Origin of the sequence: Pseudomonas sp. MAG002Y, assembly GCF_019400845.1 — a bacterium.
In the GTDB taxonomy this organism is placed as follows: domain Bacteria; phylum Pseudomonadota; class Gammaproteobacteria; order Pseudomonadales; family Pseudomonadaceae; genus Chryseomonas; species Chryseomonas luteola.
This window is the reverse complement of sequence record NZ_WOEJ01000022.1, coordinates 13,606-32,064: the sequence shown is the minus strand read 5'-3', so window position 1 is coordinate 32,064 and position 18,459 is coordinate 13,606. Positions and strand designations below refer to the sequence as shown.

The window sequence follows — 18,459 nt, the reverse complement described above, 5'->3', positions numbered from 1 at the left end:
ATGCGCTGATGCGTACAGGGGCCACCCCACCAGGAAGACCGTCATGACACAGTTACTTGCTCTCTTGGGTGTGACCGCCGCTGTGCTGGCTCTGATCGGCCTTGCCAAGCATTTCCTGATTGCCAGTCCCAGACTGCCCACCTGGCCCGCCTATGCCTTTACCGGCATGGTGGGCTCACCCATACGTGAAACCGCCCGCGCCGTTATTTGCCTGTGCATGGGCTTCAAGCTCACCCGTATAGCGCTGTACAAGCGCAGTGATGCCGACGGCACGCTGGGTTACGTGGACTACACCTTTTTTCCCGGCCCGCTCAGCTACATGGGACGTGCCTTGGAAGGGCTGGCACCCTGCGCGGTAGGCTGCGTGCTGTTGTGCCTGCTGACGGGCATTGCCTATGACGTCCCTACTCCCCCTCAGAATCCAATAGACATCCTCGTCTGGATACCGACAGCAATTGAGGAAATCCTCTGGAGCCTATGGACCGAGGCAGACAGCGATCCGCTGAGCCTGCTCATTATCACTGCTCTGTTCCTTGTGTCGCTGCATGCGGTACCCACGCTGACCGACCTGCACCGGCTGAGCTATGGGCTGATTACCTTTACCCCTATTGCCGCGTTTATTGGCGCCCTGCTCTGGTTTATCCGCTCGGCTCATTTCCCCTATATCGAGGGCCTGTTTATCCAGGTCGAGCGCTGGCTGGTCCCGTGGATCTTTGAGGCGGTGCAGTGGATAGCGGTGAGCAGTCTGATGTTATGTGTAGCGGCGGTGCTGTCGGCTCTGTTGTTTGTTGTGATCCCCACCCTTGCCGTCGCGCTCTGGCACAAGCTTACCCGCAAGCCAGTTGCCAACCCGGAGGCTATTGAACCATGAGAGCCGCTTTGGTCCTGCTGGCGCTAACCTTCTCGGGAGTGACATGGGCGGCCCCGGAAACCTATTACGATGCCAAGCACTTCCTGCGTAACGACATATACGGTGATCAGAATGCAGGCGAGAAGGCCTCGGGTGATCTCTACTGCGGCTGCCAGTGGGAATGGGTAGGCCGTAGTGGCGGCGTCATGGATCATGAATCCTGCGGCTACCAGACACGTGCCCTGCCCGACCGCGCCATACGTCTTGAGTGGGAGCACATCCAGAGTGTCTGGTCCTTTGGCCATCAACTTCAGTGCTGGCGCGAAGGCGGTTCAGGCGCCTGCCGAGCCGATCCGCTGTTCAACCGAATCGATGCGGACCTGCACAACCTGGCGCCCGCCATTGGAGAGGCCAACGCCGACCGAGGCAGTTATCTGTACGGTGAACTGCCGAGCACGGCCAGCCGTTACGGGCGCTGTGATCTCCGGATCGATCCTGCGCTGCGCACGGTCGAGCCACGGGATGCCGTAAAGGGGCTGATTGCGCGGACCCACTTCTACATGAGCGACCGCTACGGCATTACCCTCTCACGGCTTCAGCAAAAGCTGTTCATGGATTGGGACAAGCGCTTTCCGGTCAGCCAATGGGAAAAGGAGCGAGACAACCGTATAGCGAAGGTCATGGGCCATCACAATCCGTTTGTGACCGGTCAGGCCAGCTGGACATTGGATCGAAAGCCCGGGCTTGCCGGCATCATCCGGCGCGACAAGACGGTCAAGGAACTCTTCCCCGATCTGCAGAAGATTCCTGCCTCGAATGATGTTGAAAAAGAGGAAATCGAACCGTTTGACCCAGCCCGCACGGAAGGCATGGTGTATGCCTCACGCCGCACGGGAACCTACTTTGTGCCAACACTTTGCCCTTCCTACCACTCGATCCCGGCACGTATCCGAGTGGCCTACCGGACTGAGCGTGAGGCGCAGTCTGATGGGTACAGGAAGGATGTTGAATGTCGATGACTGGCCAGATCAAAACACCCATCTTTCGAGCTTGCTGACGGAGCCTTTTTGTTCAGCAAATACCACGGGGGGCTTTATCGGTGAGAACGATGTAGCTCTCAATGGATCCGTTATCGTGGATAATCCGGACGAGGACTTTTCAAAAGGTGCTCTTGCAGAGAACTCAAAGAAGAAGGCCAAGCAGGTAAAAAAAGAGGCGATATACATAGGCTGAGCTAATAAACGAACCATTCCTTGGCTCCAGTGAATCACTATAAAGTGATGATATCATAAGGCCAGTCAAAACTGTGACGCTCAGCAGACAAGGTGCCACTAAATTGGCCTCACCGGTCAGCACCTGATAGCGCTATATCTATTTTAATTATCAGCAGCTCGATACCTTGCAATTTCTCCAGTATTTATCAGTTATGCGTGGAAAACCCTATACTTCTAGTTTCATTTCAACGCTCTGCCCTTCCTACCACTCGATCCCGGCACGTATCCGGGTAGCGTATCGCACTGAACGGGAGACTCAGTCCGATGGGTTCAGGAAAGTAGTGGAGTGTCGGTAGAACAGCGCTTGAAGTGTAGTCGTTAGATGTAGCGAATAGGCTATGTAGTCGTTTAAGTCCCCCTGCCTATTTATCACTACACCCAGACGATAACGAGCAGCTGTTACCGCTGGGGTACACCCAAATGACTACACAAAAAGCTATAACTTAGCCAAAGACTAGCTAGGATTGAGGGGGTCGGTCTTATGAAAGCAAGGCAGTTTGTATATCACCGAATTTCACTACTTCAGTAGGTCGTACCGCCTCATTGAGTTCTCTACGCCAATATCCTACGTCATGCCATCGGTCGTGCTTGAATCCTACTTCTGGATAGGTACCGATGTGCTTAAAGCCCAGCGCCTCATGAAGGCCGACACTCGCGTTATTGGGTAGGGCAATGCCAGCATAGGCAGCATGAAATCCTTGCTCTGTAAGGATAGGTAGTAAGCCTTGGTAGAGGGATCGCCCTATTCCTTGTCTATGTACTGTTGGGTCTATATAGACCGTAACATCAACAGACCAGCGATACGCTTCTCTGGCCCGATGTTGGCTTGCGTAGGCATAGCCAATAACCCTACCGTTTTGCTCTGCCACCAGATAAGGGTAGGTCGATAAGGTGGTTTCAATCCTATTCGCCATCTCTTGAACTGTCGGAGGTACAAGCTCAAAAGAAATGGCGGTATTCAAAACCATAGGAGCATAGATTGCCTGGATGGCTGAAGCGTCATCTGGTACAGCTACCCTTACTTTGCAGCTCATGCTTTGTCCTTACAATTATCTAATAGTCTCCACGGCTGAATGACATGCCGTTGGCACAAGCGCCGTCGACACGTCTATCCAAGCCCTTATTCATTATAAATCTCGCATTGTTTTGTAAACCAGAACGGCGATTCCTGTCGTTACCCTATTAGAGGGGCTGTTCAGGAACTGTAGTCGCTGAGGTATACCCTAATGGCTACACGAAAATAGCTACTCCCATTTAGCTATCCAATTGAGGACCGGAAAGCATTTTCGGTGTAGTTTCTTCGGCTTGAGGGAAGCTAGGCTGACGACTATCGATAGCATCATCAAATCGTACTACTCGATTTCTTCCTTCGCGCTTGGCTCGATAAAGTGCCAGATCAGCATTCAGCTTTATCTTGTCGTTTTCTCTGCCATCAAGGGGGAAAGCGGATACCCCAATAGATACCGTAACGGGCGGCAACGTCTTGCCATTTAGATCGATGCGAATCTGCTGCACCTGATCTCGTATGCGATCAGCAACCAGCAAGGCGCTGTCAGCGTCTGTTTCAGGGAGGGCAACAATAAGCTCTTCACCACCATAACGGCAGGCAATGTCTTCTCCTCTCAGTCCTGACAACAGTTTTCCCACCTCAGCCAATACCATGTCGCCACCCGCATGACCGTATACGTCATTGAAGTGTTTGAAGTGGTCGATATCGAGCATAAGAATCGCATAGGGTTTGTCATGACGAAGGCTGCGTGCATGGAGCTGTTCGAACGCCTCTGTCAGGTAACGACGATTATATAAGCCAGTCAGTTCATCCCGTGTTGAATGAAACCTAAGAGTGTCTCGCAGCTTTAAGCCGCTTAATGACAGAGAGAGTTGCTCAACCGCAGCGCCAAGAATCGAGTGTCGTGCCTGGAGCTTCTCGTCTACGTCCTTTAACACCACGATGCCCAGTTGCTCACCTGGGTTACTCAAAGCCATACAAAGGACAGCTTGCTTATCAAAAAGCGGACTATTGATGTGCTTACAGTTTGGCGTTTGGGTTGTACCCTTGGAAAAGTGATCCTTGCCGCGTCGTAAACACCAACACTCGCCAGGATATACGATGGGAGAGGCTATTTCGTCTTCGTGTCCCCAGTACGCTTTTAGCTCAAGGTAGTTCTGCGAAGCCTTGGTTAAATAAACTTCTGCGCTCGCATCGGGAATCAGTTTCGTAAAGAGAGTTCTCGTCATCTCAAGTGACTCTTCAATGGTTTCGCAGCTTTGCAAAAAGCCCGCAAACTCACCAAGCGAGTTCAAGTCTTCGGAGGTTGCCTTGAGATCACTCACAGCACTTACTGCTTCCTGCTCGGCCTGAGCACGCCGCAGCAATTCACGGTTGAGCAGCAAGTAGACCAGCAGCACCATGGCGAGTCCTAGTGGAATACCCGCGACTGCGGAAAAAAATAGGATATTCGCACTTTTGGTTGTTGCCTGAATTCGAGTGTTTAGTAGCTGCTGCTCATGTTTGATCATTAAGCTAATGTGATCGCTTAATGCTTTTTGGGTGGCTGTACTTTGTGGCAACACTGCACGCTGTGCTCCCTGTATTCCCCCTGAAGCATACCCTTCCAGCGTAGCGGTAAGCTGTGCCATTCGAATATCAATGAGCTCATGGAGCTTACCTACATTCTTAACCTGCACAGGGTTATCATCTACTAACTCCCCTAGGTGAGAGAGGTGGTTTGGAAGCGCCGCCGCCGATAACAGATAAGTTTTATACTGGTCTGCATTGCCTGAGATCATATAGGCGCGAGCCGCCGCCATTGCTGATAGCAAATCGACATTAGCCTGATTTATATCACTGATTACTTCTTGCGTATGGGCTACCCAACTCGCATCTTCAAGAGTGCGATTAACCCCATAGTAGGTCCCGGAACCAATGGTAATGAATACCAAGGCAGCCCCGGCCAGGGTGAGTTGGATACGGCGACGAGTTTGAAAGAGTCTTTTCATGTTTAAGCCACGCTCCACTATGCCTGAGTAACGGGTTAATTCGTGGCTGTTAGCTATGCATCGCTCATCTCATTTGTTCTTAGCGATATCTAAAAGATAACCACAGACTACTCTCTGGACCATCTTCAGCTTAAAGATGCTCACTGCACATCATTCATGAGATAGCTTTACACATGTCCATCCCTTACGTGGCCTGACACTGACAGGCTGAACAGTAGCTGTATCCAGCGGCTTTTAGGGTGAGGGCAACTCACTAAGATGTAGTCGCTGGGGTATATCCTAATGGCTACAGTAAGATGTTACATGCACACTATGATGGTTAAGGTTTGGAATTAATCGGAAGAACTTGCCCTACTAGCCCTCAGTAACGTGTCCAGATGATAGCTCTGAATCTCTATATGCTCATTTACAGCCTGAAGCGTTCCACGTGCACTGCGTGAGTTCATGCCCCTTTCTTCTAAGTCCCTAATAATAACGATCAAAGCATCTCGTCGCTTACAGGAGCAGGCCAGTCTGGCCTGAGCTGACGCCAGGAACCAGGAGTGCCGTGAAAGAAAAGGCATGCGTTGGCGAGGTCAGCTATACGTGGCCCATACAAACGAGAGGTTGCAGTCGGGACAATACAAAAGGCGAAGGGTATACATACGTGCGAGGCCAGAGGTCCCGCATGAAGGGCAATTGTTAATTGTCGCCATGGGCTACCTCTTGATGCTTGGAGCAGTTCTTTTAAGTTAAAAAGAACTGCCGCAGGCTGGGGGTGCTGCAGGACCTGCGGCAGTTACACACAAGAAAAGCAATATCCATTGCTCCCATAAGAAAGACCCCCTCGCCATTGACTGGGTTTCGACCGTTGGTCACCAGTGAGCCTGATACTATCCATATGCTTATAAGTATCGCGTGACAAGCGTGCCTTATGGTTGCTATGAAAGAGCAGAGGTGGGTTTTGACACAGCCTCAAGCTCTGCTTCATGTACCCATTCCGGCTGGATCTCATCAGTCACGTTATAGCTCCAGTAAAGCGCGTCTGCTGTTTTACCCAATGTCAGGCCAATGATCTTGCCATCAGTAATCCCTGTCCCGGTAGAAGTAGCCACAATAACGGATTGGTTCATGTGATACCGGGGCATCTGGACCTCAGCAAACTGGATCTCCTCGTGACTCGGGTCACGATGCAGAATCACGGTGAGTTCCTTCTTGATATCCCGGATACCCTCATTGAAGACCGTATCTACCAGGAACTGAACATTGCTGCTGGGATCTTCTTGACCACCCTCTTTTTTGCCCTGGCTGATCATATGGGCTGCCTGCTTAAACATCCTATCCAGCTCTTGCGGTGTATCAGCTGTCAGGGTAATGGTGATCTTGCGTTCATAGGCGTGCTTGATCATGAGGAAGCCTTAAAAAGAGGAAGTCCGCGACGTCTTGGCTAGGGTAGCGCTCCACGTTTGGCAAGCGCCGTTCACGACTGTGAGTATTGGTAGCCTGCTAGGTTTCCGTTGAATGTAACCTTTCAGATGAGACTTTGAACCAGACCAGGGTCTGCTATGGAAAGCCCTGCCATTTGTAGGTTTCTCTGAACTAAAGCGGCAAACCCTGACTCCAGACCTTTAGTGGCAATGATGCCAGCTAGCGCACTTGGACAGTCTGATGACATCAGATCCGTTGCGCTTAAAGACTTGCTAGCTTGGATGCCAGATACCAGGCGTGGTGCAAAGCACACCACTTAAACCCATCACAGCCAAGGCTGTTGAAGAGACACAGAGGTGACCTATGCAACATACTCTAGTAGCCGCGTTTGATCGCTATAACGAAGCTGAACTGGTTAAACGCGAACTCCTGGCCAAGGGCGTTTCCCAGACCAATATTCAGATTGCCGCTGCCAACGAAACCGGTGTGATGGATGGCACGACCGATACGTCTATGCGCACAGACGCATCCCATACCGATACTCACGACGGCTCGGTCTCTGAAAAAGTAGGCCATTTTTTCCGGTCACTCTTTAGTGATGATGACACCGAGCATAAAGGCTATCGGGATACCTACACCGAAGCGGTTCGTCGAGGCTCTACCGTAGTAACTGTGACCGTTAATGATGACGCTCAGGTCCCGGTAGTCGAAGACATCCTCGAGCGTAACGGCGCAATCGATATTGATGAGCGCAGCGCTACCTGGACCAGCCAGGGCGCAACGGCTTATACCAATACCATGGGCGATAGCGCAGTCACCAGCGATGCCACCATGGCGCCAACAGCTACCTCAACTACGGCAGCTACCATGGGCGTAAACGCTACCCCACTGGCTGATCAGATGCCGGCTGAAACAACGGCCATTCCAGTGATGGAAGAAGACCTGAAGGTGGGTAAGCGAGAGAATCGCCTGGGACGAGTGCGTGTGGTTTCCCATATGACCGAACGTCCCGTTGAGGAAACCGTAAACCTGCGTGAAGAGCATGCAGTTATCGAGCGTCGCCCGGTAGATCGTCCGGTCTCAACCGATGATGTGTCTGCATTCCGTGAGGGTACGGTTGAGATTCAGGAAACCGCTGAAGAGGCTGTTGTGGCCAAGACTGCCCGAGTCGTTGAAGAAGTAGTAGTGGGCAAGGAAACCACACAGCACACCGAAACGGTACGCGATACCGTACGCCGTACTGATGTGGATATCGAGAAGGATGGCACTCGCTCGCACCTGAGCGGTACTCATGACTCAGACACCGACCTTACCGATCGCACCAAGCGTTAATGGTGTTTCGAGCTTTTAAGACGACAGGAGGCTGCTATAGGTAGCCTCCTTATAATCGTCCTTTAACAAAACACATTAGGTGGAGGTCTTCGTGTCTGTGCTGCCCGATGAAGAGGATGCCCTTGTTCGTCGTGTCGAATGCGAGGAATGCGGCGAGATGAGGCCATGTCATTACACGCTTCATCCTGAAAGTGATTCCCTTGCCTGGCTCTGCCCATTTTGCAAAACAGAGCTTCAACCCGCATAAGTGCTTAACAGCGTTCAGAATAAGGTCTCTAAGCATCAACAGTTACCTTACTCACTCTTCTGCTACTCGATTGAGAGGAGCAGTTACTGATACTTATGAAGATCTGGATGTATGGCCGCTCCGTGGTCAGGCGGCTTACTAGATGCATATCTAAACCCGTGCTACCGCTTGTTAAGGCAGCTTATGCAGAGCCAGACAGAGATATAGGTTTTGGAATCATATTGAAGAGTACAGGAGCGTACCTGTTCACAGTGGTAACAGGCCAGGCGACGCGCCTTGGCTTTTACTGGACGAGCCTTGTCTTGTACTTTCACAGAACGAGCTGGCATGACTGCTTCCTTTGCAAACTGGCTTACTGGCAACCAGGGCGGAGTTCAGCAATGCATCTGGGGCAAATCCATCTAAGCGTGTCGCATTCAGGATGCAGGGTATACACACAGGCCCTTACCTCACCACATTCCTCACACTCGATACGACGAATGACCACGTCATCGGTGTCTGAATCTGTCTCGTACATCGGTACATCCCTTACAACGCCGTACTCATTCGGTGAGCTGAACAAGGCGCGACGCCTCAAGCTTTGGCAGTAATCGTACGGCAATATCATATACATGGAACTGTAACATATAATCATTAGCATCCTATCGTCTGAAAGACACTTCTGAAGGTTTAGCCCTGCTTTGCAGGGCATTTTTATTTAAAGTGATTGCTCTATCACCTCTGCCCTCTTCCTATCGCTGCCTTCTGTTTATAGGCGCCCTAAGCCGCGGCCTAGAGCCTACCGTCTGTAACTTTTCCTGCTTGATGGGTGGTCAGCATGGCGAGGTTAACGTAAACAAGGTCTTTGACGACAAGAGCGTGTCACCTCGCCTTGCACGGATAAAGTTTCGCAATCGCGCCTGCGTGTTTGCCACAACGAGACCTCTACCTATGAGCAATGACCTTGAGAGCTACCTGTTGCCTCTTGAACGGCAACTCAAGCTGGCGGCACTTGGCTGCGGCTACAGGATCGTGGACTGGGTGGAGGAAGGGTCAGTCCCGTTGGTGGAAGGCAAAACGGAAAAGCCTGCGCCATGGCAGCCGCATCTTGATGATGGTGACTCACGCCAGCTTCAGATAGCCATGGAAATCCACCTCACCTTTGGCATGTGTTCAGAGAGTGCCGGCCGTGTTGCCAGGGTCAGTTGCCCAGCTGCTGGCATACCAGGCAAGGGCCGACTTGAGTGGGAAGTGCCACTGAACGAGATCGATACAAACGAGACTATTCGAGCGCTCGTATTGCTGTGCGCCGCGTACCGTATGCAAAAGTTACTGGACCCAGATAACGGCTCAAACGTTATTGTGCTTAAAAGGCATTGGGTCCGCTAAAGTCTTTGCAGCTACAAGTTAATTGGCTCTAAAGGAAAACAGATGCGCGGGCTGGGAAAAAGGCTACTGTCAGGAAGAATAGAGGTAGGTCAGGACATTGGTGTACAGGTCTTTGCTGCTGACGGAGCGTTGATTGACTCTATCGCCCCTGGTTCAATGACGGTCACCGATTGGGGTATCGTTTACGAACGTTGGGTGGGGCTAGAGCTAGAAAAGGAAGGTTGGGAAGTGGATTATCGAGGCCTAAGCCTAGGCTTTTATGATGGGGGTGTGGATCTGGTTGCTTTCAGGGAAGGTAATACCCGTTATCTTCAATGCAAGTTCAAGAGCAACTCCATGGGTAACCAGAGGATTCAAAACGTTCTTTATGCTGCAGATCGATATCTCAATGACCAGCCATTATCTCGTAGTGACACCTTTGAGCTAGTCGTTCCCTCTATAGCGAAAGCGTTCCCCACCAAGCCCAGAAAGAACAAGCAAACCAAGCCCAACCTAGCCGAGCAGCGGTTTAAAGCAGCGAATAATAGAATCACAGTCAAAATAACCGAGATTCCAATGCCCCTAGGTCATCTTCACGATCGTCCAGAGCCAGCTTTACTCCCTATTGCTTAATCCAAGACCTGTGAGATGCTATAGGCCTGTAGATCACCTCTTTTACTGCCGCATAGGCAGCCTATAACCGAGGAGAAAACCATGAAAGCACTGATCATCAACAGCCAGAACGACATCCTGTTTACAGCTGATCTGGACGAAGGCGTCCGAGAAATCGAGATTGCTGGCGCTATAGCCCATGACGGCGCCCCGGTTAATCGCCATATCTACAAAGTTACGCGCAGCCAGGCCAATCTCAAACGTGCTGAGCGTATGGATCTGGATCACTTGAAGCGCCACACCTACAGAGACCTAGTGTTTTACACGGCCTGATGCCTCATTCACTGCCGAACAGGCAGCTATCTTCACAGGAGGCAAGCATGGCTATCACTCAATATCACCCCGAAGTGCAGGACCGTCTCTTTTCCTTTCTGGAAATCCAGTACGACAAGGCATCGCAGCGCTGGGCTGTCTGGTTGATACCCTGGACCCTGCAGGGCTTTGCAACCGAACCGCTGCTACCGGGCCAGTCAATACCTGTCGGCTGCACAGGCTTTCAGGTTGAGTACGACGGAGAGGTCTGGATTGAGCGCAAATCAGCGGAAAAGCTCCGCACCCACAGAGACCTGAGTAAATGGGCTGTGAGGCCTTTTTTTCACAGCTTCGAGAGCGCTCAACGCAAAGCAATGCATTGGCTCAACCACAACCGCCGCGATCTGGTTGAAGCCTGCATCAAAGAGACCAGAGAAGCCCTTGGCTATCGAGCGCGGCAAACTTCCAGAGTGGATGAACATGGCGCGGTATAGCATCTATTTGAACGACGAATTGCAATGTGAGACTGATTGGCCGCCCATGGCTCAGGCTGCATGGAACCGAGCTGGGCGTGACCGCAATGCCGCCCAGCACGGAGGCATCGCAACGCTCAAAAAGGACGGGGAGATGTTGGCAAGCGCTCAGCCACAAACCCTAAAAGGGCTCCCATGGCCTGATCACGACGAGCCTGAATGCGACCTACGCGACGTTGTAAAGTCCTTGTTACTTCTACTCAGGCACGATGGCTGGGACGCCAGGGAGATAGCCGAGGCCATGACCGCTCACGGGCTGCCTACAACCAGGTCACGTATAGATGCACTGCGGGGATCGACTCAGGGCAAGCGCACTGAAGTTACAGCGGCCGAGCTGGTGGTGCTGATCAGCTCAGTACTTAACGAGTACAAGAGAAGTGAGTCGTAGACGTTGGCTGCTTATCTTCCTAATTGTTAAAAACCAGCATTAGGAAGAAATAGCCGCAGATTTCCTGATTTTATCCAATAGTACACAATCCAGAGAGTCATATACCGCCTGATATATTTCTGGATTTCTGGATTCACTCGGGCCGGCAATATTGATAACTCTCGGGCCTTTTTCCTTAAGCCAGTCCTGGACATTCCTAAGCTGAGAATCATCGTTTGTAGCTAGCTGATAAACCACGAATGGCTTGGCCAGCTTTTTAGCAAGCGTATAGGTTAAGAGCGAACCACCCACAAGTGGCCCTAAAGTGAAGATTAAGGTAGCATCGCTCGATTCGATATTGCGTCGTGTCCGCTGCCGATAACCCGATGATTGGGTTTCCATCAGGTTATACCGACCATCAATACGTCCATCAGTGGCAAGCCTACCTTGAGGGCACCAGCCACCATGATCGATTCCATGATCTATAGCCCAATCGAGACCCGCTCGATCTGCTCCTGTTTGGCCGCCTGAAATAATCTGAACGATCGACCAAGGCCATGCCGAAGCCTTTGTATCGTTGGTCATAGGTTGTTTTCCTCGAACAGTTAAAGCACGCGCTTGAGTTTAAAAGTCCTTATTAGCATTAAAGCTGTAAAGCCACCGGCCAGACTATTCAGGCATAAGAGGCCTAGCCAAAACCATGCTGGTGACTGGACCGGATTGACATCCAGCAACCTGAACATCGCAAGCAATACGGCAGTACCGATGCTTGCACCTGCTAACATGATCAAAAGATCGGTAACTTCTTTTCGGTTATGCATCGCTGTTTCCTCTAACTCTTCCAGTCGTTGGCCTGAGACAGCATCTCTCGACCGTTCCCCCAGGCAAACTCGCCACGTGTTTGCTCCCAGCAGCAGAAATTCAGGAAGTCTTCGTCTCGCTCAGAAACAGGCTCCCAGGAAATCATGCTTACTTTCCTTGATCAGTCGCTGGCAAGAATGGATACAGCTCCACCTCTGTCCAGCGCTGGTAAGGATCAGGCTCAAAGACCTGCCCGGTACTGCGGCAAAACTCCCATTCGGTTCGAAAGGCCTCAGCGGTAAGCGAGGCATGCAACTCCTGATGCCACTCGAAAGTGCCCACGCGGCCTACTTGGAACTGCTTTACACGTTTTCTGCCTTGGTCATCCGTCCAATTAACCCCGTACACCACATAAACTGGACAGCCGAGGCGGCGGCGATCCTTTTTCAGATAGCGGGTGATTCCGACGCGCCCGACGCTACGTTTGTGCGCCATTGGGAAAGTGCGGAAGCTGCCACGTCCATTCCCAGCATTGGGCAGTTTCGCAAGCATCTGGTCTCGCCAGTTTACTGCCGCACGCAGCGCCTTTTCTTTGCTGACGAATCGCGACCAGGCGAATGTGGCAGAATATTCGTAGTCACCTCGCACGATCCTGACCTGATAGGCATCGTAGCCTGGGACGGTGATGTTGTCTGGCAGGAAGCGAGGGAGAGCAGGCATCTTTTTTCCTATTCAAAATGGTGGGTAGTTCAAGCCAAACACCAATCGCAGTGCCGACAATCACTAATGCACATGTTTGTAGAGGCCCATTGCGTTTTCCTTTAACTATTTGCGCTCAATTGCCCAGAGCGTGAAACCAGTGAAACCAATGAGAAGCATCGCTGTAGCCAAGGAGTAGAAACCAACTTGGCCGAGCATCTCTAGCGGGTGCTCAAACCACAGAAACGGTAGTCCCAGAACGAAGCTGCCAATGATCATATTTGTGCTGCCTGCAAACGTCATTGTCGTTTTCCCTTTACTCTGCAACCAGACGCTTTAACTCAGCGCCCCACATGCACCCCTGAACGAGGGAGCGCCCTCTCAGCATCTCCGTGATTACAACGCAGAGGTGATACTCGAAGTTCTGATCAATCTCAGGGAACTGAGCACTTAATTGATAGGTAGCACTGAATGCTGCAGAACTGATGGCCCCTTTAACGTCGCGGTCGTCCGCTTCTGGCATATAAGCCACTTGGTCAGCATTGCTCATGATGGTTTCCTCTGGTAGTCATTCAAAACCAGCCTCTCATGGGAAATGCGTTATGCAAGGCCCTGTCATCCGGCGAGGCAGTCACCTTTCCAAACACGCAGCATTATCGAAATTCAGCTGCAAGCTCAGAATCGCCAGCCCACTCAAGCGCATCAGCCATATCATTGAAGGCGCGGCAGTGGTTGTCAGTTTTGCTGACCTCAAGGATTCGCTTGTTGTCATGGATCTGGAGAACCCAGTACTCATCGGTCTCGCGGATTAATGAGGTTGCTATGAGGTTTCCGTTTCGGGCTGCCAGGATCATGGCTGGTTTCCTTCGTGGTAATCCGTTGAAAAAGTGCTTAAAGTGACTCCTGTCGCTGTGCCTACCAGCCACCTCAGAGCTTCGGACAGGATCAGCAGAAACGCTGCTGCCGCTACGGTCAGGCCAAGGCTGGACTCAAAGCCCGGCGTGTATTCGCGTATCCCGTAAGCGAAATACAGGAGTATCAATGCTGGCACTAAGACCACTCCAATACTCACTATAAAGGCCTGCCATATAGTGAATAATCGGCTCAGGGTGAGGCCGGGGCCTACCACGGCCAGTACCCACAAAGCGCAGACGGCTCTGGCAAAAACCTCACTCCCAAAGCCAATAACCAGGGCCAGCACAGCGTAGTAGATAGTCGCGTATATACATATCGCCGCTACCCTTTTTCCAAAAGGCTGTGCCTTCGCAGATCCCTCCATCACTCGGTACCCTTTTGCGGGGTTTCCAATACATCGTCAATGTCGCCAAGGACTAATGTGAATAGCAACATACATGCACCGACGAGAAACCAAAAAATGCTAAGCATGGCAGGAAGAGCAAGATAGCCGGGCTTGAACCAGGGTGCGAGATGAGGATCAACGTTCTCAAGAGTTGACAGCACGTTAAACCAAAGATACGTCATCAGAGGGAGAGGCACAGTGAAGAGAGAACCCAGCAGCAGGCGTTTGCGAACAATCCAGAAATACCTGGCTATCCTCTTTGTTCTTTGAAAGCTCATGTCTGTACTCCATTGCAGTTGTGTCGGAAAAGTCGACTACTCAAAGCAGGTCGGACATTGTCAGCGTCTCATGGAAAATGCCTGATGCAAGGGCTGCTATGTGCGATCTTTCTTCCATAGCATGCATACGAATATCCAGAAGAATAGGAGGAGGGCCAGGGTTTCCGCTTCAGTGGTTACTCCGGTCTCAGTGCTATAAAAAAGACCATTTTCTTCTGCTCGCTCAAGGAAAGATGGAGGAAGGAAGAAGTACACTAGTGTTGTTGCTGCTACGCAGCATGAAAGTATTAACCGAACAATTTTGTCGACAGCTGTCAGTTTTATTACGGTTTCCTGTGACACCGAGTCGTCGCGCTTCATTGCGGTTGTCCTCTGATTCAGAATCGTCGGGATTCAAGCCGTTCCAGGCAACTACAAATTCACTGTTCGTTCTTTGCCTGCTCGTTAAACTGATCCATTGCCTGGCCCAGCTGCACGCTGGTCCCTTCGATATAGTCCGGCCATGGCACGAAGGGATTGGAGGTCAATGCGTTAAGCACGTAGGCCTTGGGGCAGCGATACACCACCGGCTGGCCATACTCGTAGTGCGCCAGCACGATGTCACTCTTGCAGTCTGGCATGTCCGTGATCTCGGCTATCTGTTTGATGGCGCCGTAGTTCACCATGCCGCTGTTTTCGGCCATGAATGTGAGCTGTTTGACGACAGCAATGGCGCTGACAAGGCCGATCAGGATGGGCATTACAGCAAAGCCAACAGCGGAGAAGGAGCTGCGCTGGCTCAAGCCTCGTAGCTTGTACGCGCCAATCCCGGCAACCAGTATCGAGCCTGCCAGCGCCAGCCAGATGACCAGCTTTCCGGAACCCATGGTGATCTCGTTACCGCGCGCTACCATAACCCCCTGATAGACCGTCATCAGTACTGGCGCAGCCATCAAACAAGTAGCCAAAAACAGGAGCGCCATGTACTCGGCCTTTTGCCACAACCTGTTTGTGAATATCAGGTTAAACTGGTAGGTGACGGACGCGCCCATCATGATCGAGCATGCAAGTAGATACACTGTATTTCCCTATTTCTGATTCTGATCTTTGATAGCCAGGGCAATAGTGCCCAGCAGCAGTACCGCTGCGGCGAGGTTAAGCGCCACAAGCAGGCCCATCGACATTAACCAGGTGAACACAAACTCAATGCAGTCCACAGCGCCTGAGGCGCCACTGTCACAGACCTGAGACTGCTCAGCCAGCACGGCAAAGATGGTTTCGTAGTAGGCCAATTCCCATACGAAAAACGCAACGGGCGTCAGAATGAGCGATACCAGAAAGGGGCCTGACCCTGTCTTGCTGGTATCAGCCTGCTCTGTTTTGTACTCAATGCTTTCGTTCAAAGCTGCAATCTCTCTGTCTATTCAAGCCTTCGTTCAGGCTGGCGATTGATGCTGATTACGGATCTGATCTAGTAGATCATCGAGTCCTGCTGGCGCGTTCACAGAGGCGGAAACACGAATATCGACAAAGCCCGGGATGGCGCTGCGGTGCAGCGTGGCATTGCTGCGAAGCCATCGATAGTTTGCTGCCTCGGCCCTTAATCCTTGCCTTGCGCGATAATGCTCTTTCAGTGCAGCCTCCTTCTCGGCAAGTTCTGCGTCTTTATGCTTAAGGGCTTGCATGAGCTGCTCACGCTCTGCCTCCAGCTCAGCGAGTCTTTGTTCGGCTGGCTCGGCTTTGGCCTGCTCAGCTTCCTTGCTCACGTGCAGTACATAAACAGGACCATGGCGGTCCAACCAGTCCTGCACATCCCCACCGGACCACATCTTGCGCAGCATGGTAGGAAAGCGCAGCGGAACCAGTTTCGTTTGTTCAGCCGGCTCGGCTGATATCTCACCCACAGATGCTTTAGTGTTCATGGTTACTCCTCGTTTGGAGTGGCTGGGATTATCTCTGGATTTGTTGATTTCTAGCCTGATCGAACCGCTCAGTAACTGTCTTGCCCAGTGCGGCCATGCATAGAAGGAAAAGCGATAGAAGTGCACCCAACAGCGCTACGGCCATGATGCAGCTGACCGCAACAACGACATAGCCGGGCTCCAATATCCCCTCAAACCAACTGAGAGCCAGTTGCGCTGGATCAAGCTTGAAATAGGTGGCGACGGTTGTGATCAGGTAGCCCACTCCATAAAGAACAGCCCACAGCCCATAGAGGACGCCCCATAGAGCGGCTACACCGCCCACCAAAGTCCCAAGGCCTATGCAGATGTATCGAAAAGTGGACATGGCTGCTCCTATCTACGTGTCTTCAGCGTCATGCAGTAGAAGCAGGTCGCGATGAACAGGCCGATCAGATAGCGAACCAGGTCAGGCGTATCCACGGTTGAGAGCACGTAGGCCACCAGGCCAAAGGCGGCTACTGTCAGTACGCAGCGCATGATGGCGGCGGAAAGCGTGTCGGTGACCGCCAAACCAAAGCCCGCCATGACGATGCCCAGCAAGGCAAAAAGCGCAATCAGCCATTCCGGGATAAACAGGTTCAGCTCGCCACCTGGTGTCATCTGCCACATGGAAAGAGTCAAAGATGCGGCCACTAACGTAATTGACCCTGCCAGCGGATACAGCCATCTGCGGTTGCGATCATAATAGTCCGGCTTGTCTTCGGTCTCGGTGATCCTGTCAAAGAGGCTCATGTTCTGTTCTCTCCGTACGCTTCAGGTTGTAGCCATTGCATCGCCTGCTTCTCGATCCGGTCCTGCAGCTGCCTGACCGAAGTGTTCACGTCTTCACTAGCTGTGAACTCAAGCATTTGCTCGAGTACGATCTTTGCGGCCCTTGCCGCTACCGCACACGCGATGTCATAGCTGCGGGAGCAGGGTTGCTGGGCAGGTCGGTACCATGGCCAGCCGGCATGTGTTCGCTGGCCCGGCATCCACTCGTCCACGGATCGATCAACCAGACAGAACCACCCCACCGTCCATAAACCCGTGTCGGAGCTCCAGGATGGCAACAGCTTCACGACTACCGTGGCATGGCCGAACTTGCAGCGGTGCTCGCCTTCAAACACGACCGGATCCACGAGTGCCTCCAGCGTTTCCGGAAAAAGCTCTGCGTTGCATTGAATGCTCATCGCTGGATCTCCTGAGCAGTGGGTGTATATCCACCCTCTCACGGGTTATTCGGGATGCAAGCGGTCTACTTTGGCTTTTTAGCCAGCCACTGTTTGCATTTTTTAACCAGGCGCGGGTTGTAGATTCCTTTCTCGAAAAACAACATGTAGGCAAAGGTAAAAGCCATACCCGTCAGGATGATCTTGCTGGAGAGAAACTCATCGTTGGGTAAACTCAAGCCGTAGCAGCCGCAGAGGGATAAGGCTACAGCGAACGCCACTCTCACTTTTTCATCTTGTTCTTTGTTCATCTTGGAATCTCCGTCAAGGTTGATACCTCGCTGGGTTGGGATGCCCTGTTCAGCGGTACGGCTACTGGCAGGGCATACTCAGTTGATGACAAGATCACTCGCCGCCAACGATCCATGCGGTGAGCATGGGCAGCATGACCGTGCAGATACCGGTCAGGGTCAGTGCTTCAGGAATACCAATAGCCATAACATCCTCCTTCTCTCGTTTTATGGGGTGGGTGACACAGGGTGTAGTGCAGAGCGTGCATCCCAGCAGACGAGCACCAGCTCGCCCGGGATGGCCACTTTCAGATACCGGCGCAGGAGTTCATCGCGGCGGTCGTTGAAGACATTGCGCACACCACCGCGCAACAGCGTGGCGATGCCGCATGAAAGCCCAACGGCCACCATGACGACAGATGTCAGCGGGGATGACAGCAGAGCCGGCAGGCCACGGGAGATCAATAACTGGAAGTCGTCTGGCGCCAGCAGGCCAAGGCTCAGCAGCGCCCAGAAGGCAAAGAGAGGCACAGCCCGGAAAAACAGGGTGAACATGCGCAGTGCGTACTTGAGTACTTCCACGGCTTGCGCCAGATACAGGCGCCGGTCACGGCGGCTCTGCTGGATCAGCCACTGATAGCGGCTGTCCTCGATCCGGCCAACCCGTACACCATTAACCAGCACGGTCCAGATCAGTTCTCGTGATGCGGTCATGACTA

General features: G+C 52.2%; 28 protein-coding genes. 10 read left to right on the top strand and 18 right to left on the bottom strand.

The window, feature by feature from the left end:
• The first annotated feature begins 43 nt into the window (after positions 1-43).
• From GM154_RS22850 to GM154_RS22840, 3 genes are read left to right on the top strand one after another with little or no spacing between them, the layout of a single operon-like run.
• Positions 44-871, top strand: a complete 828-nt coding sequence (locus GM154_RS22850; protein WP_219653477.1) for a hypothetical protein — start codon at positions 44-46, stop codon at positions 869-871.
• Entirely contained in the window at positions 868-1,869 is a 1,002-nt protein-coding gene (locus GM154_RS22845; protein ID WP_219653476.1) for an endonuclease, read from the top strand. Before GM154_RS22850 ends, GM154_RS22845 begins: the two co-directional genes overlap by 4 nt.
• Positions 1,856-2,083: a hypothetical protein gene (locus GM154_RS22840; RefSeq protein WP_219653475.1), complete on the top strand. Its 228-nt coding sequence runs from the start codon at positions 1,856-1,858 to the stop codon at positions 2,081-2,083. Before GM154_RS22845 ends, GM154_RS22840 begins: the two co-directional genes overlap by 14 nt.
• A 520-nt stretch (positions 2,084-2,603) precedes the next feature.
• Here the strand turns inward: GM154_RS22840 and GM154_RS22835 are convergent.
• The 3 genes from GM154_RS22835 to GM154_RS22825 all read right to left on the bottom strand — a co-directional run bounded on the left by GM154_RS22835 (position 2,604) and on the right by GM154_RS22825 (position 6,512).
• On the bottom strand, positions 2,604-3,158 hold the full coding sequence (locus GM154_RS22835; protein ID WP_125889998.1) for an arsinothricin resistance N-acetyltransferase ArsN1 family B: 555 nt from the start codon (positions 3,156-3,158) through the stop codon (positions 2,604-2,606).
• A 220-nt stretch (positions 3,159-3,378) separates the two neighbouring features.
• Complete coding sequence (locus GM154_RS22830) at positions 3,379-5,124, bottom strand: diguanylate cyclase (RefSeq protein WP_219653474.1); 1,746 nt, start codon at positions 5,122-5,124, stop codon at positions 3,379-3,381.
• A 920-nt stretch (positions 5,125-6,044) separates the two neighbouring features.
• A complete protein-coding gene (locus tag GM154_RS22825; protein WP_219653473.1) occupies positions 6,045-6,512 on the bottom strand; it encodes a hypothetical protein in 468 nt (155 codons plus the stop codon).
• Positions 6,513-6,894: 382 nt separating this feature from the next.
• Between GM154_RS22825 and GM154_RS22820 the strand changes: the two genes are divergently transcribed.
• The 6 genes from GM154_RS22820 to GM154_RS22795 all read left to right on the top strand — a co-directional run bounded on the left by GM154_RS22820 (position 6,895) and on the right by GM154_RS22795 (position 11,302).
• Positions 6,895-7,863: a YsnF/AvaK domain-containing protein gene (locus GM154_RS22820; protein WP_219653472.1), complete on the top strand. Its 969-nt coding sequence runs from the start codon at positions 6,895-6,897 to the stop codon at positions 7,861-7,863.
• A gap of 1,177 nt (positions 7,864-9,040) precedes the next feature.
• Positions 9,041-9,478, top strand: coding sequence for a hypothetical protein (locus GM154_RS22815; RefSeq protein ID WP_219653471.1), 438 nt, complete (start codon positions 9,041-9,043; stop codon positions 9,476-9,478).
• 42 nt (positions 9,479-9,520) lie between these two features.
• Positions 9,521-10,090 (top strand): restriction endonuclease, encoded by a 570-nt coding sequence (locus GM154_RS22810; RefSeq protein WP_219653470.1) that lies wholly within the window; start codon positions 9,521-9,523, stop codon positions 10,088-10,090.
• Positions 10,091-10,171: 81 nt separating this feature from the next.
• Positions 10,172-10,402, top strand: coding sequence for a hypothetical protein (locus GM154_RS22805; RefSeq protein ID WP_219653469.1), 231 nt, complete (start codon positions 10,172-10,174; stop codon positions 10,400-10,402).
• 47 nt (positions 10,403-10,449) lie between these two features.
• Positions 10,450-10,875, top strand: coding sequence for a hypothetical protein (locus GM154_RS22800; protein ID WP_219653468.1), 426 nt, complete (start codon positions 10,450-10,452; stop codon positions 10,873-10,875).
• Positions 10,823-11,302, top strand: a complete 480-nt coding sequence (locus tag GM154_RS22795; RefSeq protein ID WP_219653467.1) for a hypothetical protein — start codon at positions 10,823-10,825, stop codon at positions 11,300-11,302. Before GM154_RS22800 ends, GM154_RS22795 begins: the two co-directional genes overlap by 53 nt.
• Positions 11,303-11,341: 39 nt before the next feature.
• Here GM154_RS22795 and GM154_RS22790 read toward each other — a convergent pair whose 3' ends face one another.
• From GM154_RS22790 to GM154_RS22775, 5 genes are all read right to left on the bottom strand, one after another.
• Complete coding sequence (locus GM154_RS22790; RefSeq protein ID WP_219653466.1) at positions 11,342-11,866, bottom strand: putative molybdenum carrier protein; 525 nt, start codon at positions 11,864-11,866, stop codon at positions 11,342-11,344.
• A 20-nt stretch (positions 11,867-11,886) separates the two neighbouring features.
• Positions 11,887-12,102, bottom strand: coding sequence for a hypothetical protein (locus GM154_RS22785; protein WP_219653465.1), 216 nt, complete (start codon positions 12,100-12,102; stop codon positions 11,887-11,889).
• 11 nt (positions 12,103-12,113) lie between these two features.
• On the bottom strand, positions 12,114-12,248 hold the full coding sequence (locus GM154_RS25740; protein ID WP_258019999.1) for a hypothetical protein: 135 nt from the start codon (positions 12,246-12,248) through the stop codon (positions 12,114-12,116).
• Positions 12,249-12,250: 2 nt separating this feature from the next.
• The gene (locus GM154_RS22780; RefSeq protein ID WP_219653464.1) at positions 12,251-12,802 is read right to left on the bottom strand and encodes a hypothetical protein; all 552 of its coding nucleotides are present in this window, start codon (positions 12,800-12,802) and stop codon (positions 12,251-12,253) included.
• Between the two features lie 295 nt (positions 12,803-13,097).
• Positions 13,098-13,331, bottom strand: a complete 234-nt coding sequence (locus GM154_RS22775; RefSeq protein ID WP_125890019.1) for a hypothetical protein — start codon at positions 13,329-13,331, stop codon at positions 13,098-13,100.
• Positions 13,332-13,383: 52 nt separating this feature from the next.
• Between GM154_RS22775 and GM154_RS22770 the strand changes: the two genes are divergently transcribed.
• Positions 13,384-13,593, top strand: coding sequence for a hypothetical protein (locus GM154_RS22770; RefSeq protein WP_219653463.1), 210 nt, complete (start codon positions 13,384-13,386; stop codon positions 13,591-13,593).
• 38 nt (positions 13,594-13,631) lie between these two features.
• Here the strand turns inward: GM154_RS22770 and GM154_RS22765 are convergent, their stop codons facing one another.
• The 10 genes from GM154_RS22765 to GM154_RS22720 all read right to left on the bottom strand — a co-directional run bounded on the left by GM154_RS22765 (position 13,632) and on the right by GM154_RS22720 (position 18,454).
• Entirely contained in the window at positions 13,632-14,060 is a 429-nt protein-coding gene (locus GM154_RS22765) for a hypothetical protein (RefSeq protein WP_219653462.1), read from the bottom strand.
• Positions 14,060-14,359, bottom strand: coding sequence for a hypothetical protein (locus GM154_RS22760; RefSeq protein WP_219653461.1), 300 nt, complete (start codon positions 14,357-14,359; stop codon positions 14,060-14,062). Before GM154_RS22760 ends, GM154_RS22765 begins: the two co-directional genes overlap by 1 nt.
• 419 nt (positions 14,360-14,778) lie before the next feature.
• Complete coding sequence (locus tag GM154_RS22755; RefSeq protein ID WP_219653460.1) at positions 14,779-15,321, bottom strand: hypothetical protein; 543 nt, start codon at positions 15,319-15,321, stop codon at positions 14,779-14,781.
• A gap of 105 nt (positions 15,322-15,426) precedes the next feature.
• Positions 15,427-15,741: a hypothetical protein gene (locus GM154_RS22750; RefSeq protein ID WP_219653459.1), complete on the bottom strand. Its 315-nt coding sequence runs from the start codon at positions 15,739-15,741 to the stop codon at positions 15,427-15,429.
• Positions 15,742-15,774: 33 nt separating this feature from the next.
• Positions 15,775-16,260 carry a hypothetical protein gene (locus tag GM154_RS22745; RefSeq protein ID WP_010799333.1) on the bottom strand — a complete coding sequence of 162 codons (486 nt, stop codon included), beginning with the start codon at positions 16,258-16,260 and terminating at the stop codon, positions 15,775-15,777.
• Positions 16,261-16,288: 28 nt separating this feature from the next.
• Complete coding sequence (locus GM154_RS22740) at positions 16,289-16,627, bottom strand: hypothetical protein (RefSeq protein ID WP_197873368.1); 339 nt, start codon at positions 16,625-16,627, stop codon at positions 16,289-16,291.
• 8 nt (positions 16,628-16,635) lie between these two features.
• Positions 16,636-17,034 (bottom strand): hypothetical protein, encoded by a 399-nt coding sequence (locus GM154_RS22735; RefSeq protein WP_197873369.1) that lies wholly within the window; start codon positions 17,032-17,034, stop codon positions 16,636-16,638.
• Positions 17,031-17,471: a hypothetical protein gene (locus GM154_RS22730; RefSeq protein WP_197873370.1), complete on the bottom strand. Its 441-nt coding sequence runs from the start codon at positions 17,469-17,471 to the stop codon at positions 17,031-17,033. The genes GM154_RS22735 and GM154_RS22730 overlap by 4 nt, the downstream gene beginning before the upstream one ends.
• A 65-nt stretch (positions 17,472-17,536) precedes the next feature.
• Positions 17,537-17,761 carry a hypothetical protein gene (locus GM154_RS22725; protein ID WP_125913255.1) on the bottom strand — a complete coding sequence of 75 codons (225 nt, stop codon included), beginning with the start codon at positions 17,759-17,761 and terminating at the stop codon, positions 17,537-17,539.
• 207 nt (positions 17,762-17,968) lie between these two features.
• The gene (locus GM154_RS22720) at positions 17,969-18,454 is read right to left on the bottom strand and encodes a hypothetical protein (protein ID WP_196122172.1); all 486 of its coding nucleotides are present in this window, start codon (positions 18,452-18,454) and stop codon (positions 17,969-17,971) included.
• Positions 18,455-18,459: the final 5 nt, after the last annotated feature.